Raw genomic sequence first — 13,335 nt, forward strand, 5'->3', positions numbered from 1 at the left:
CTCCTGCCACGGAAAGCCCGTGGCCGCGAGTCCACAGGAGGTGAGTGGTCCTCATGCGTCATTACGAAGTGATGGTCATCCTCGACCCCAGCCTTGACGAGCGCACGATCGCGCCGTCTCTCGACACGTTCCTCAACGTCATCCGCACCACGGGCGGCAACGTTGAGAAGGTCGAGGTGTGGGGCAAGCGCCGGCTGAGCTTTGAGATCAACAAGAACACCGAGGGTATCTACGCGGTGCTCGACCTGACCTCGACTCCCGACGCGGTGAAGGAACTGGACCGCCAGCTCGGTCTGCAGGAGACGGTGCTCCGGACGAAGGTCCTGCGCCGCGAGCCCGCCAAGTCGGCCGTCAAGGCCTGACGAACCTCGATTAGGGGAGCTCCCAAGACATGGCTGGTGAGACGACGATCACGGTGGTCGGGAACCTGACCGCCGACCCGGAACTCCGCTTCACCCAGAGCGGTGCCGCGGTGGCGTCCTTCACGGTCGCCTCCACGCCCCGCACCTTCGACCGCCAGTCCGGCGAGTGGAAGGACGGCGAAGCGCTGTTCCTGCGGTGCAACGTGTGGCGGCAGGTCGCCGAGAACGTGGCCGAGTCGCTCACCCGCGGTTCGCGAGTGCTCGTCTCCGGACGGTTGCGCCAGCGTTCCTTCGAGACGAAGGAAGGCGAGAAGCGCACTGTCGTGGAGCTGGAGGTCGACGAGATCGGCCCCTCGCTGCGCTACGCGACCGCGAAGGTCAACAAGGTCAGCCGTGGAGACGGCGGTGGCGGCGGCTTCGGCGGCGGCGGCCAGCAGTCTCGCGGCGGTGGCGGCGGTGCGCCCGCAGACGACCCGTGGGGTTCCGCCCCGCCGGCCGGCTCGGGTGGTTTCGCCGACGAGCCCCCCTTCTAGACCGACTGCACCGGTCATCCAGAACCTGATCACTGCGTATTCCAGGAGTTAGAGACACATGGCCAAGCCGCCTGTGCGCAAGCCCAAGAAGAAGGTCTGCGCCTTCTGCAAGGACAAGAGCGCGAACCTGATCGACTACAAGGACACGACGCTGCTTCGGAAGTTCATCTCCGACCGCGGCAAGATCCGTGCCCGCCGTGTCACCGGCAACTGCTCGCAGCACCAGCGCGACGTCGCTGTTGCCGTGAAGAACGCCCGTGAGATGGCGCTGCTGCCCTACACCTCGACCGCCCGCTAAGAGAAGGGAACCTTCGCGATGAAGCTCATCCTCACCGCTGACGTTTCCGGCCTTGGCGCGCCCGGCGACATCGTCGAGGTCAAGGACGGCTACGGCCGCAACTACCTGCTCCCGCGCGGCCTCGCGATCGTCGCGACCCGCGGTGCGCAGAAGCAGATCCAGGTCATCACCCGCGCGCAGGACACCCGCCGCGTGCGCGACCTGGACCACGCCAAGGAGCTGAAGGCCGCTCTCGAGGGCCTCGGTGGCGTGACCCTGACCGCCAAGGCGGCCGCGGGTTCGAAGAAGCTGTTCGGCTCGGTCACCTCGTCGGACGTGGCGGCTGCCGTCAAGTCCGCCGGTGGTCCCGTGCTGGACAAGCGCGCCATCGAGCTGCCGGGTCACATCAAGACCACCGGCAAGCACTCGGTGACGGTTCGCCTCCACCCGGAGGTCACCGTGGCCCTCCCGCTGGTCGTCACCAGCTCCGCCGAGTAACGAGCCCTGTTCGCCCCGAGGCGGCGAACGCTGCTCGCTGCTGAAGCAGCTTCGCCGAGGCCTGCAGGGTCTGTTGCGGGGGCCAAGCCCCCGCAGACCACACGGGCAGTCCTCGGGCTGCTGGTCGTGACCGCGGACGAGTAGCTCGCTCGTTGCTGAGTACGCGGGGAGCTTTCGTACTCTCCTGGAGGACGAAGGGGCCCCGCGTGCTGCGAAGTCTGGCGTCGGCGTTACCGCCGGCGAGTGACACGCGCAATGCGAACCTCGTGACGTGACCCCCTCGGGGGCTCTTCACGAGGGTTCCGATTGCTGAAGCGCCGCCCGCCCGGAATGCTCCGGGCGGGTGGCGCTTTCGCTCGTTCGGACCAGTGCCGCTCTGTCCACGTCCTGTGGATAAACAGTGCGGGCAACGTGTCTGCGACACGCCGAAGAGGGTGTTTTTCGCGACACGCCGAGGGTGTGGCGCACAACTTCTTCCACAACTTGTGCACAGCCTCTGAGCTGGGGTTATTTCTGTCACTCCACCGGTTGTCAACAGGTTGTCCCCAGCACCTCCACCCCTGTGAGCAACCATCCACAGGTTGTCCCCCAGTTGTCCACAGGGCGATCCACACGCTGGTTTGCTTGCTCCGGACGGGGCCCTCTAGCGTCGCGGCACGGGCGATGGTCATCGCACAGCGTGGCCGCCCGGAATTGTCGGTGCCTCGCTGTACAACTAGGGGAGACGACACCGGCTCTCGACTCTTCGCAGGGGTGATTTGGCAGTGGCGCTGGTGGACGACCGGGGTATGGCGGAGCCCTCATTCGAGCGTCAGCCGCCCCAGGACCTCGCCGCCGAGCAGTCCGTCCTCGGCGGAATGCTGCTGTCCAAGGACGCCATCGCGGACGTCATCGAGGCGCTCGCGCCGAACGACTTCTACCGTCCCGCGCACCAGGCGATCTACGACTGCATCCTCGACCTGTACGGCCGCGGCGAGCCCGCCGACCCGATCACCATCTCCGCCGAGCTCGATCGACGCGGCGAGCTGCTGCGCGTGGGTGGCGCGCCGTACCTGCACACGTTGATCGCGACGGTGCCGACGGCCGCGAACGCCGGCTACTACGCCGAGATCGTGGCGGAGAAGGCGGTGCTGCGCCGCCTGGTCGAGGCAGGCACGCGCATCGTGCAGCTCGGGTACAACGGGGCGGAGGGCGCGGACGTCGACGAGGTGGTCGACCGCGCGCAGGCCGCGATCTACGAGGTCACCGACCGCCGCACGACCGAGGACTACGTGGCGCTGGAGGACCTGCTCCAGCCGACGATGGACGAGATCGACGCGATCGCGTCGCGAGGCGGCATCTCGCAGGGCATCCCGACGGGCTTCGCCGACCTCGACGAGCTGACGAACGGCCTGCACGGCGGCCAGATGATCATCGTCGCCGCCCGTCCCGGTGTCGGCAAGGCGCTGGCCCTCGGCACGCCGCTGCCCACGCCGTCGGGCTGGACCACCATGGGTTCGGTCGCGGTGGGCGACTTCCTGATCGGCGCCGACGGCCGCCCGACGCGGGTCGTAGCCGCGACCGAGGTGATGACCGGCCGCCCCTGCTTCGAGGTGGAGTTCTCCGACGGCACGGTGATCGTGGCCGACGCCGAACACCAGTGGCTGACGGAGTCTTGCAGTGAGACCGGCGGCTTCTGGGCGATCCGCACCACGGCGCAGCTGTTCGAGCGCGTCGGCCTCTGCCGCGTGTTCGTGCGCATGTCCGCGGCGTGGGAGCTGCCGACGGCCTCGCTGCCGCTCACGCCCAAGGCGCTGGGCCTGTTCCTGTCCGGCCTCGGCGACCTGGAGCTGACGGACGACGAGCTGCGCGTGGCCAAGGACCTCGACCTGGCCGACGACCCGCACATCCCCGCCGCGTACCTGCGCGCCTCCCGCAGGCAGCGCGAGGAACTGCTGGCAGCGCTGCAGATCGACGGCCGGTTCGCCCGCCTGCGCCGCGACGTCGACGAGCTGATCGCGGGCCTCGGCAGGCACGACCAGGTGGAGATAGTGGCGGTGCGCCCGGTCGCGTCCGTGCCGGTGCGGTGCGTGGAGGTCGACAACCACGACCACCTGTACCTCGCGGGCGAGACGATGATCCCGACCCACAACTCGACGCTGGGCCTCGACTTCGCCCGCTCCGCCTCCATCAAACACGGCCTGACCAGCGCCATCTTCAGTCTGGAAATGAGCCGCACCGAGATCGTCATGCGCATGCTCTCCGCCGAGGCCCGCATCCGCCTCGGCGACATGCGCGGTGGCCGGATGAGCGACGACGACTGGACCCGCCTCGCCCGCCGGATGAGCGAGATCAGCGAGGCACCGCTGTTCGTCGACGACAGCCCCAACCTCACGATGATGGAGATCCGCGCCAAGGCCCGCCGCCTCAAGCAGCGCCACGACCTCAGGCTGGTGGTCGTCGACTACCTCCAGCTGATGAGCTCCGGCAAGAAGTCCGAGTCCCGCCAGCAGGAAGTCTCGGAGTTCTCGCGAAACCTGAAGCTGATCGCCAAGGAGCTCCACGTCCCGGTCATCGCGATCTCCCAGCTGAACCGCGGTCCGGAACAACGCACCGACAAGAAGCCGATGCTCTCCGACCTCCGTGAGTCCGGCTCGCTCGAGCAGGACGCGGACATGGTCATCATGATCAACCGCCCGGACGCCTGGGAACGCGACGACCCGCGCGCGGGCGAGGCCGACCTGATCATCGCCAAGCACCGTGCCGGCCCGACCGCCACCATCACCGTGGCGCACCAGCTGCACTACTCGCGCTTCACCGACCTGGCCCAGGCCTAGCCGAGTGCGTTCGGGCGTGACACTCCGCTCGACGCATGCGGCGGGGTGGAGTCGGTGCGACGAACGCTCAGCCAGGCCTCACCGCTCGGCTACCGTGCGAACGTGATCACCCCGGCCAGGTACAGCGACGGCGCCATCCACGCGCCCGGCGGCGTCACCTTCCCCGTCGCAACCACGCCGAGGGAGAAGGCGGTCTCGCCAGACCTCACGAGCGCGGTCTACACGACGGACAACGAGCTGGTGTGCGTGGACCGATCCGGTGTGGAGCGGTGGCGGCACGCGTTCGGCGTGTTCCAGGAGAAGGTGCGGAACGTCCGGGCGGGCTGTGCTTTCTCGCTCGACGGGAAAGCGGTGTGGCTCTTCCGGCCGGACGCGATGGGGCGCTGGAACGACGGCGACGACACCTGGCACGTGCTGGACGCGAGCACCGGGGCGGTGCTCGCCGGCGCCGAACTGGGCACCGTCGGCCACGGCGGGAACCAGCACGTTCACCCCAACGGCACCGACGTGCTGGTCGACGTGGGCGAGGGGCAGGACGGGTCGTTCCTGTTCCGCGGCAGGCTCAACGGCACCGCGCTCGAGGTGGTCCCGTACCCGTGGGACGACCGGGTGCTGGTGGCGTTCGCGGCGGACGGGCACCAGTTCATGACCGTCCACCACGAACAACACGACGTCGCGTTCCACACCTACCCGGACGGCGAAGTGGTCATCCGGGTGTCCGCGACCGACCTCGGGTACGACGAGGACGCGTGGCTGGAGTGGGCGGGTGGCTACCTCGACGCCGACACCGCGTTCGTGGTCGCCGGTGGTGAGAGCGATGACGAGGAGTGGTTCCGCCACCACCTGGTCGACGTGCGCACGGGCGAGCACCTCGGCACCTTCGACGCACACACCGAGGACGCGTACGGCGTGATTCCGGCCGGTGGTGGCGCCTGGCTGACGTTCGACGACGGCGTGTTCCGCCGCCACGTTCGCTGACCCCGGAGGATCCGACCATGCCGCTTCTCGTCAGCCCCGCTCACCCCGCCGGAATGCTGAAGAGCCTGCGACAACCCACCATCGACGGCGACGGCCTGGTGCTGCGGCCGTGGCATGCGAGCGATGCCGAGGTCGTGAAGGCGGCCTTCGACTGTCCTGACATCCAACGCTGGCACGCGCGGCGCATGGACTCCCGCGACGAAGCCCTCGCCTGGATCGAAGGGTGGGAGTCGCTGTGGGACGACGAGACGGATGCCAGTTGGGCGATCGCCGTCGAGGACCGGGTGGTCGGCCAGGTCGGGCTGCGCAGCGTCTCGCTGTTCGAGAGTTCGGCGGAGTTGTCGTACTGGGTGCTGCCGGCAGCGCGTGGAGCTGGGGTCGCTGCACGGGCGGCGTTCGCCCTGACCAGGTGGTCCTTCGACGTCGTGGGCCTGCACCGGATCTTCCTGCGGCACTCGACGGGCAACCTGGCGTCGTGCCGCGTCGCCACCAAACTCGGGTTCAGCGACGAAGGCACGCAACGCGGTGTGCTGCTGCACGCGGACGGATGGCACGACGCCCACACCCACGCCCGCCTGCGCACCGACCGCTCGAGCCTCTAACGCGGCTGGAGACCACGCAGTGCGGTGTCGACGACCTGGCACGCGTAGTCGCTGGTCAACGGCGCGGTGCGGTGCAGCCAGCGGTTGAGGACCGGGCCCCACACCAGGTCGACGGCGACGTCGAGGTCGACGTCCTCGGCCAGTTGCCCGGCTCGTTGGGCGGAGCGCAGGCGTTCCTTCTTCAGCTCGCGCATCGGGCCGTCCAGCCGGGTCGCGTAGTCGGCGGCGAGGTTCGGGTCGTGGACGATCTCGGTGTGCAGGGCGCGCATGGTCTGGTCGAAGCGCGGGTCGTTGAGCTCGTCGACGGTCGCGCTCAGGACGAGCTTCAGGTCGGCCGCCAGGTCGCCGGTGTCGGGTAGCGCCGCTGCCTCGCCGTCGCCGGCGAGCGTGAGGAAGGCGTCGAAGAACAGCGGGCCCTTGGACGGCCACCACCGGTAGATCGTCTGCTTGCCGACTCCTGCGGCCTGCGCGATGCCCTCGATGGTGAGTTTCGCGTAGCCCACCTTCCCGACCAGGTCGAGGGCGGCGGCGAGGATGGCTCGCCGCGCGGTCTCGCTGCGGCGGCTGGGGTCCGGGGCGACCTTCGTGGGCACGGGGGCAATCTAGCGCAAGAAGAGACGAGACGGTCCGTCTTGACAAGCCGGGCCATCTCCGGGCAAGCTCTGCCGCAAGACGAGACGGTCCGTCTCGTCAATGTGATGGGGGAACAGCGTGGAAATCTCATCCCAGGTCTGGTTCGTCACCGGCGCCAGCCGCGGTCTCGGCCGAGCCTTCACCGAAGCCGCACTGGAGGCAGGTCACCGGGTCGTCGGCGCTGCTCGTGACGTCTCGCCGCTCGAAGATCTCGCCATCGAGCACCCGGACCGCCTGCTGGCTTTGCGCCTCGACGTCACGGATCGAGCGGCGGTGTTCAACGTCGTCGCTCAGGCAGTCGAGCACTTCGGCCGGCTCGACGTCGTCGTGAACAACGCGGGTGCACTGTTCACCGGCATGGTGGAGGAGTTCTCCGAAGCCGAGGCGCGCGCTCAGATGGAGGTCAACTTCTTCGGTGCGCTGTGGGTCAACCAGGCCGTGATGCCGCACCTGCGAGCGGGCGGCGGCGGACACGTCCTGCAGATCTCCAGCATCGGGGCGCTCGGCGGCTTCTCCAGCACCGGCCTCTACAGCGCCAGCAAGTTCGCACTGGAGGGCATGAGCGAGGCACTCGCCGCCGAAGCCGCCCAGTTCGGCGTCAAGGTCACGATCGTCCAGCCGGGCGGTTACTGGACCGACCTCTACACCAGCAGCAGGGCAACCAGCCCGAACCCGGTCTACGACCCGCTGCGGGCCGAGCTCGAGAAGCAGTGGGCGGAGGGCTCGATCGACAGCGAACCGGAACTGGCCGCCGAAGCGGTGATGAAGCTGGTCGCGAGTGACGACCCGCCGCTGCGGCTCCTGCTCGGCAGCATGGTCTACGACGTGGCGTTCGACATCTCGCGGCGGCGCATGGACACCTGGGCCTCGTGGGAGGAGGTCAGTCGCGCCGCCGAGAAAGCCGTCCCCGCTCCGGGCACGCAGGCGACCTGATCATGCAAGATCGACAGGTGACCCTGATCCGGCCGGCCGAGCGCGGGGACGTGGCCGCTCTCGTCCGCCTGCGCCTGGCCAACGCCGAACGCCACGTCCAGCTGGCACCGGACCTCTTCCGCATCCCGGACGAGGTCGCGGTGCGGCGGCACTTCGAGGACGCCGTCGGGCACGCGTTGATCTCGGTCGCCGAGGTGGACGGCGAGGTGGTGGGCATGGTGGAGGTGGTTCTGCTGCTCGCGGACCCTCCGGACCACCAGATCCTGGTGCCTCGCCGCGCGGCCGACGTCCACACCGTGGTCCTGGACGGCCACCGGGGTCGTGGCATCGGCGCGGCTCTGGTCGCGGAGGCGGAACGTGTTGCCGCAGCTCATGACGTGTCGATCGTCTACGCCAACATCTTCGCCACCAACGACGACGCCGTCCGGTTCTACTCGTCGGCCGGTTTCGGGCCGCGCGGCATCCTGCTGAGCAAGCCGTGCGGCTGACGGTCCTCGGCAGCTGCGGCGCGTATCCCGAACCGGGCAGGGCGTGCAGCGGGTTCGCGGTCGAGGAGTCCGGCTACCGGTTGGTCCTGGACCTGGGCTACGGCACGTTGCCGCGGCTGTTGGAACTGTGGCCGGCGGGACCGGACGCCGTGGTGATCACCCACGAACATCCCGACCACTGCGCCGACCTGCACGGCCTGTTCCGGAGGTGGCACTACGGGCGGCGCGGCCGGCTGCCGTTGTACTGCCCGCCGGGTGTGCTGGACCGCCTGCAGGGCCTCGAACCCGACGTGTCACTGCTCGAGGTCTTCGACGTCCACCCGCTGCCGGGCGCCTGGGAGGTCGGTCCTTTCACGCTGTCCGGTGTGGACCTGCCGCACTTCGTGCCGAACGCGGGTGTCCGGCTGGAGGCTTCGCGGGTCCTCGCCTACACCGGCGACACCGGGCCCTCCCCGGCACTGGCGACGCTCGGTCGGGACGCGGATCTGTTCGTCGTCGAGGCCACCGACCGGCCCGGCGACACCTCGGGTCTGCTGATGACGTCCGCCGCGGCCGGGTCGTGGGCCCGGCAGGCGGGAGCGCGGCGCTTGATGCTCACACACTTCTGGCCGGGCAACGATCGTTTCGCCGCGGTCGCTGCTGCTCGTGCGACGTTCTCCGGCGAGGTCGTGGCCGCGTCGGAGGGTGACGTCTACGCGCTCGGATGACGTGGCGGTGCTGGTCAACGGGCCGCACCTCGGCTAGACACGGACTGTGCTGCACGACCCGCTCACGGGCCTGCCCGGACACGCGCTGCTGCTCGACCGCCTGGAGCAGTCCCTGATCCGCGCCCGCACGCGCGGCACCCTGGTCACTCTCGTCCTGATCACCGCACCGGACTCGCTGCTCGACGCGGCGCGGGTGCTGCGGGCGGGACTGCGCCCGGACTTCACCGTCGCCCGGTACCACGAGACCGTGCTCGCGGTGCTCGCCGAGCACGACTTCGGCGACGGCTCACCGATCTCGGCGCTGATCAGGCAGCTGGTCGGGGAGAGTCCGCGGATCCACTGGGTGACGAGCGACGGCGACACCGATCCGGACGACGTGATCGCGACGGCCGAGAACAGGTGAAGACGGCACTGAGCCCCGGCGACACCGTCGTGTCGCCGGGGCTCAGCTTCTTACCGGAGGGAGGGTGTTACAACCTGCGGGGTGTTACAGCGAGCCGGTCACGCGCTCGAACACGTTGGCCGGGTCGATCAGGGCGATCGCCGGAGCGTTCACCGGGAGCTGCGGCAGCGCGCGCTCCTGCGGGGCCAGGCCCTGGGTCGGGTTCAGGTTGAGACCCGAGACGGAGGCCGGGCCGTCGAGCGGCAGCGTGGGCAGCGAGCGCTCGGTCGGCAGGGCCGGCACCTGCACCGGCAGGGCCGGGGCGGTCACCGGCAGGGACGGAACGGCCGGCAGCGAACGCGCGGTGGCGCCCGCCGGGAGCAGAGCCTTCGCGGCCTCCAGCACCTCGTTCAGGGGCAGGCCCTGGACGTTCGGCGTGATGCCCGCGGTGCCACCGTTGACCGGCAGAGCGGAGCGCTCCTGCGCGACGGCGGGCAGCGCCGGGGTGGGCAGCTGACCGGCCAGCGCGGCCACGTCGGCCGGGTTCGGCAGCGCGTTCACGGGCAGCTTGTCGAGGCCGTGGAACGCCGGGATCTCGTCGGCCTTCATCAGGCTGTCGACACCCTTGGGGAGCTCGATGCCCTTGAGCTGCGTGGCACGCAGGACGCCGGCAGCCTCTTCGCCGGTGAGCTGGGTGTCCTCGTCCGTGCCGGCGGTGGTCGCCTGGCCGAGAACCTCCACGGGGACGTACGTGACCTTGGCGAGCGCCTCGACCGGGACGGTCATCTCACGGGCGGTCAGCGGTCCGCTGCCCTCCGTGAACATGTTGCCGCCGGCCTGGGTGAACGACTCCTTGTCGGTGACCGTGTTCGCCTGGCCCGCGGCCGCGATCGCGTCCGCGTACACGCCGGCGATGGCGTTGGCGGGCACGTTGATCAGGTTGCCGGAGACCGAGGCGTCCTGGGCGGTGGAGGCGCTGTCGCCACCCGCCACCGTCTTGGTGTCGGTCAGCGTGTCGGAGTTGGTGATGCCCGCGGCCGAGACCGAGTTGCCGGGCACCGGCACGAACGGCGTGGCCTGCGCGCCGATCAGGTTGCCGGAGACCGAACCGCCGTCACCGTTGCTGTCGACGTCGCCGCCGGCGACCGAGTCGAGGTCGTTGGTGGCCTTGGCGTCGACGTTGCTGCCGCCGCCGACCGCCCAGCCCGCGACCTGCGTGGCGGACGCGACCGGGGTGGAGATGACGTTGCCGGCGATCGAGCCGTCCTCACCGGTGGTGAGAGCGTCGCCGCCCGCCTTCATGTCCGTGGCGTTGTCGGCCGTGGACGAGTTGTTGCCCACCAGGGTGACGCCGTCGCCGAAGACCTGGGCCGGCGTCGAGGTCGGGACCTGGACGATGTTGCCGGAGACCGAGCTCTTCTTGCCGGACGCCTTGGGGTCGCTGCCCGCGATGACCGAGGTGTCGTTCGACGAGTCGGTCGTGGTGTTGCCCACCAGACCGGCAGTGAACCCGAAGACCTGGGCCGCAGCGGCGGTCGGCGTGGTCACGACGTTGCTCGAGACCGTGCCGCGGTCGTCCACCGCGTTCGGCTGACCGCTGGAGCGGACGACCTTGGTCTCGTCCGCCGAGCCGCTGGCCTGACCGGCGAGCGTGCCAGCGACACCGTAGGCCTCGACCGGAACGGCGACCGGGGTCTGCGCGATGTTGCCGGAGCCGACCGAGTCGTTGCCGACGGTGCCCTGGTAGCCACCGGTGGTCGACTTGACGTCGTTCTCGCAGGTGCCGGCGGCCTGGCCACCGAGCGAGGCACCGTTGCCGCACGCGTCCACGGCCGTGGCCGGGGGAACGTCGGCGATGTTGCCGGACAGGACGGACTTGTCGCCCAGCGTGTAGGTCTCGCCACCGGCGTTCGACGTGGCGTCGTTCTCGTGGTCGGTGAGCGCGTTGCCCACGACCGCCGCACCGTTGCCGCCCACACCGGTGGGGAGCGAGACGGGCGCGCCCGCGACGTTGCCGGAACCGGTGGACCCGGTGCCGTTGGTGTGCTTGGTGCCACCGGCGTTGGAGTCGTTGATCGTCTCGCTGACCGCGGTGGCGTTTCCGCCCGCGGCACCGGCGTTGTCGTCGACCGAGATCGGGCCGGCGACAGCGGGCTCGGCGATGTTGCCCGCGAGCGTGGCGGGGTCACCGTCGGTGTCGGTGTTGCCACCGGCGTAGGCGGCACCGGTCTGCACCGAGTCGGTGGTGGCGTTGGCCGCACCGGCGACCGCGTTGCCGTTGACCTCGGCCAGCGGGGACACCGGGATCGGCACCGCGTTGCCGGAGATCGAGCTGTTCCTGCCGCTGGTCTTCGTGTCGCCCTCGGAGGAGGCGAACGTGTCGGCGGTCGACTTGGCCTCGGCGATGCCGGCCGCGCCCACGCCGTTGCCGGTGATCTGGACCGGGGTCGCGCCGTACTCGGCCACGACGTTGCCGGAGCCGGCGCCCTTGTCACCGTTGGTGGTGATGTCGCCGCCGGTCGTCGAGACCTGCTCGGCCGTCGTGTTGGTGGCGGCGTTGCCGCCTGCCGCGATCGCGTTGCCGGTCAGCTGGACCGGGAGCACGTGGTTGACGGCGACGACGTTGCCGGCCAGAGCCTGGCCCGCGCCGTCGGTGACGATCGTGCCGTCGCGGTGGGTCGCCTGCGTGCAGTCGCCGGCCGCCTCTGCGTTCGCGAGGACCGCGATCGCGTTGCCGCAGATCTGGATCGGCACATCGACGTGCGCCTGGACCGTGTTGCCCCGCACCACGTTCTGGAGGGCGGTGCCCTGGAGGCGCTCGCCTGCCTGGCGGATCAGCGGGTGCGCGACCGGAGCGGCCGTGCGGGTGGGCACCGCGCTGGTGACGCGGTCCGTGCTGATCGTGCGGTCGATCTTGGGAACGTCCAGGTTCTTGACGGGGGTGCCCAGGTTGTTCTGGTCCACCTTCACCGGAACCGAGACGCCCGCGTCAACGGGCGACGGCGCTGCGTCGGGGTTGACGTTCTCCTGGGCAGAAGCGATGCCCGTACCGAGCATCAGCAAACCACCAGTGACAAACGCGGACTGGATTCCGCGCTTTGCCCAGGTCTGCATTGGATCTCCTTTTCCACAATCCCCTGCTGTCAGGGGAGTTCAAGGGGGTGGGGCCGAGACGCGCAGGGGAAGGCGCGTCATCACCGGGGGAGTCGCACGCGGTGATCGACCGGAAGGAGCGCAAGAAAAAGCGCGACGGTCGACTTCCGGACAGCCGGGGGAGATGGCTGCCGCGGACCGCGCGCTGAAATCAGTCGGGGTTGATACCGGGCTGCTTGCCCGGCGTCACGGTCACCTCGTCGGTCGACGGCGCGAGGGCGCGCGTCACCGAGGTGCCGTGGGCGTTGCCGGACGCAGCGAGAGCAGCGGTCGTGCTGCCCTTCGCAGCACCAGAACCGTCGGAACCGCAGCTGCACTGCACCGGCGCGGGGACCGGGACGGGCAACTTGGGCAACGGGCTGGTGGGCAGGGACGGACGCTGCTCGGAGGGCACGACGAAGTCGTTGTGCTCCAACAGTTCCGTCCACGAGACACCGGTCGGGCCGGCGATCTGCGAGACCTGCGCGACCGGCGACTGACCGGTCTCGGAGGCCGGGATCTCCGGGAACGTCACGTCCAACGACCGCGCCGTGGCGGGGGCGTCGGACTGACCGATCCTGGTGACCTGAGGCAGGATCTGCTCGGCGATCTGCTCGACCGCCTCGGAGACCTGCACCTCGGGCAGGGCGGCGCGAGCCTTCTCCTGCTCGGCGCGCAACGCCTCGTCGATCTTGTGCACTGCGGTGGCAGCGGGAACGACGACCGGCAGCTTCTCGTCCGCAGAGACGATCTTGGTGACGACGTCGAACTGCTGCACGTCTTCGGCCGCGTTCGCGGAAGACGTGGTCAGCGCCCAGGCAACGGCCGTACCCGCGATCGCACCACCGACGGCGAGCAGCGCTCGGGTGGCGAACCGGCGGATGCCGTTCGCTCCCGTCTTCGCTCGCAGATCGGCGGAGAACAACGCAGGAAACCTCGCTACTCGGTGGCGCTCAAGGGATTCGCCGACGATCAAGTGATCAAGTCGACGTCG

14 protein-coding genes are annotated in these 13,335 nt (G+C 69.7%); 11 read left to right on the forward strand and 3 right to left on the reverse strand.

Translation table 11 applies throughout. The annotated features are described in order from the left end of the window. Window positions 1–53 precede the first annotated feature (53 nt). The 7 genes from rpsF to AOM45_RS01635 all read left to right on the forward strand — a co-directional run bounded on the left by rpsF (window position 54) and on the right by AOM45_RS01635 (window position 6,066). Window positions 54–362, forward strand: a complete 309-nt coding sequence (rpsF, locus tag AOM45_RS01605; protein WP_081901884.1) for a 30S ribosomal protein S6 — start codon at window positions 54–56, stop codon at window positions 360–362. Window positions 363–391: 29 nt separating this feature from the next. Further along, a complete protein-coding gene (locus AOM45_RS01610; RefSeq protein WP_059362156.1) occupies window positions 392–895 on the forward strand; it encodes a single-stranded DNA-binding protein in 504 nt (167 codons plus the stop codon). 58 nt (window positions 896–953) lie between these two features. After that, complete coding sequence (gene rpsR, locus AOM45_RS01615) at window positions 954–1,193, forward strand: 30S ribosomal protein S18 (RefSeq protein ID WP_030465683.1); 240 nt, start codon at window positions 954–956, stop codon at window positions 1,191–1,193. Between the two features lie 18 nt (window positions 1,194–1,211). Beyond that, window positions 1,212–1,670, forward strand: a complete 459-nt coding sequence (gene rplI, locus AOM45_RS01620; protein WP_030465682.1) for a 50S ribosomal protein L9 — start codon at window positions 1,212–1,214, stop codon at window positions 1,668–1,670. An 857-nt stretch (window positions 1,671–2,527) separates the two neighbouring features. Further along, entirely contained in the window at window positions 2,528–4,486 is a 1,959-nt protein-coding gene (gene dnaB / locus AOM45_RS01625) for a replicative DNA helicase (protein WP_372497456.1), read from the forward strand. Between the two features lie 54 nt (window positions 4,487–4,540). Beyond that, window positions 4,541–5,464: a hypothetical protein gene (locus AOM45_RS01630; protein WP_063756977.1), complete on the forward strand. Its 924-nt coding sequence runs from the start codon at window positions 4,541–4,543 to the stop codon at window positions 5,462–5,464. Window positions 5,465–5,481: 17 nt separating this feature from the next. Beyond that, entirely contained in the window at window positions 5,482–6,066 is a 585-nt protein-coding gene (locus AOM45_RS01635) for a GNAT family N-acetyltransferase (protein WP_030465679.1), read from the forward strand. Here the strand turns inward: AOM45_RS01635 and AOM45_RS01640 are convergent. After that, window positions 6,063–6,659 carry a TetR/AcrR family transcriptional regulator gene (locus tag AOM45_RS01640; RefSeq protein WP_030465678.1) on the reverse strand — a complete coding sequence of 199 codons (597 nt, stop codon included), beginning with the start codon at window positions 6,657–6,659 and terminating at the stop codon, window positions 6,063–6,065. The two genes, AOM45_RS01635 and AOM45_RS01640, sit on opposite strands and share 4 nt — an antisense overlap. Window positions 6,660–6,777: 118 nt before the next feature. Here AOM45_RS01640 and AOM45_RS01645 point away from each other — a divergent pair, with 118 nt between their 5' ends. Genes AOM45_RS01645 through AOM45_RS01660 form a run of 4 tightly spaced genes read left to right on the forward strand, consistent with a single transcriptional unit; the run spans window position 6,778 to window position 9,230 of the window. After that, window positions 6,778–7,632, forward strand: coding sequence for an SDR family oxidoreductase (locus tag AOM45_RS01645; RefSeq protein ID WP_030465677.1), 855 nt, complete (start codon window positions 6,778–6,780; stop codon window positions 7,630–7,632). Between the two features lie 17 nt (window positions 7,633–7,649). Continuing rightward, window positions 7,650–8,120, forward strand: coding sequence for a GNAT family N-acetyltransferase (locus AOM45_RS01650; RefSeq protein ID WP_035909152.1), 471 nt, complete (start codon window positions 7,650–7,652; stop codon window positions 8,118–8,120). Next, window positions 8,111–8,827 (forward strand): MBL fold metallo-hydrolase, encoded by a 717-nt coding sequence (locus AOM45_RS01655; RefSeq protein WP_030465675.1) that lies wholly within the window; start codon window positions 8,111–8,113, stop codon window positions 8,825–8,827. Before AOM45_RS01650 ends, AOM45_RS01655 begins: the two co-directional genes overlap by 10 nt. Window positions 8,828–8,873: 46 nt before the next feature. Further along, the gene (locus AOM45_RS01660; RefSeq protein WP_051782829.1) at window positions 8,874–9,230 is read left to right on the forward strand and encodes a nucleotidyl cyclase domain-containing protein; all 357 of its coding nucleotides are present in this window, start codon (window positions 8,874–8,876) and stop codon (window positions 9,228–9,230) included. Between the two features lie 84 nt (window positions 9,231–9,314). On the opposite strand, the gene AOM45_RS01665 is transcribed toward AOM45_RS01660, so the two are convergent. Then, window positions 9,315–12,323 (reverse strand): chaplin family protein, encoded by a 3,009-nt coding sequence (locus AOM45_RS01665; protein WP_030465674.1) that lies wholly within the window; start codon window positions 12,321–12,323, stop codon window positions 9,315–9,317. Between the two features lie 190 nt (window positions 12,324–12,513). Further along, window positions 12,514–13,266: a hypothetical protein gene (locus tag AOM45_RS01670; protein WP_030465673.1), complete on the reverse strand. Its 753-nt coding sequence runs from the start codon at window positions 13,264–13,266 to the stop codon at window positions 12,514–12,516. Between the last annotated feature and the right edge of the window lie 69 nt (window positions 13,267–13,335).

The organism is Lentzea aerocolonigenes, assembly GCF_000974445.1.
GTDB classification, from domain to species: domain Bacteria; phylum Actinomycetota; class Actinomycetes; order Mycobacteriales; family Pseudonocardiaceae; genus Lentzea; species Lentzea aerocolonigenes.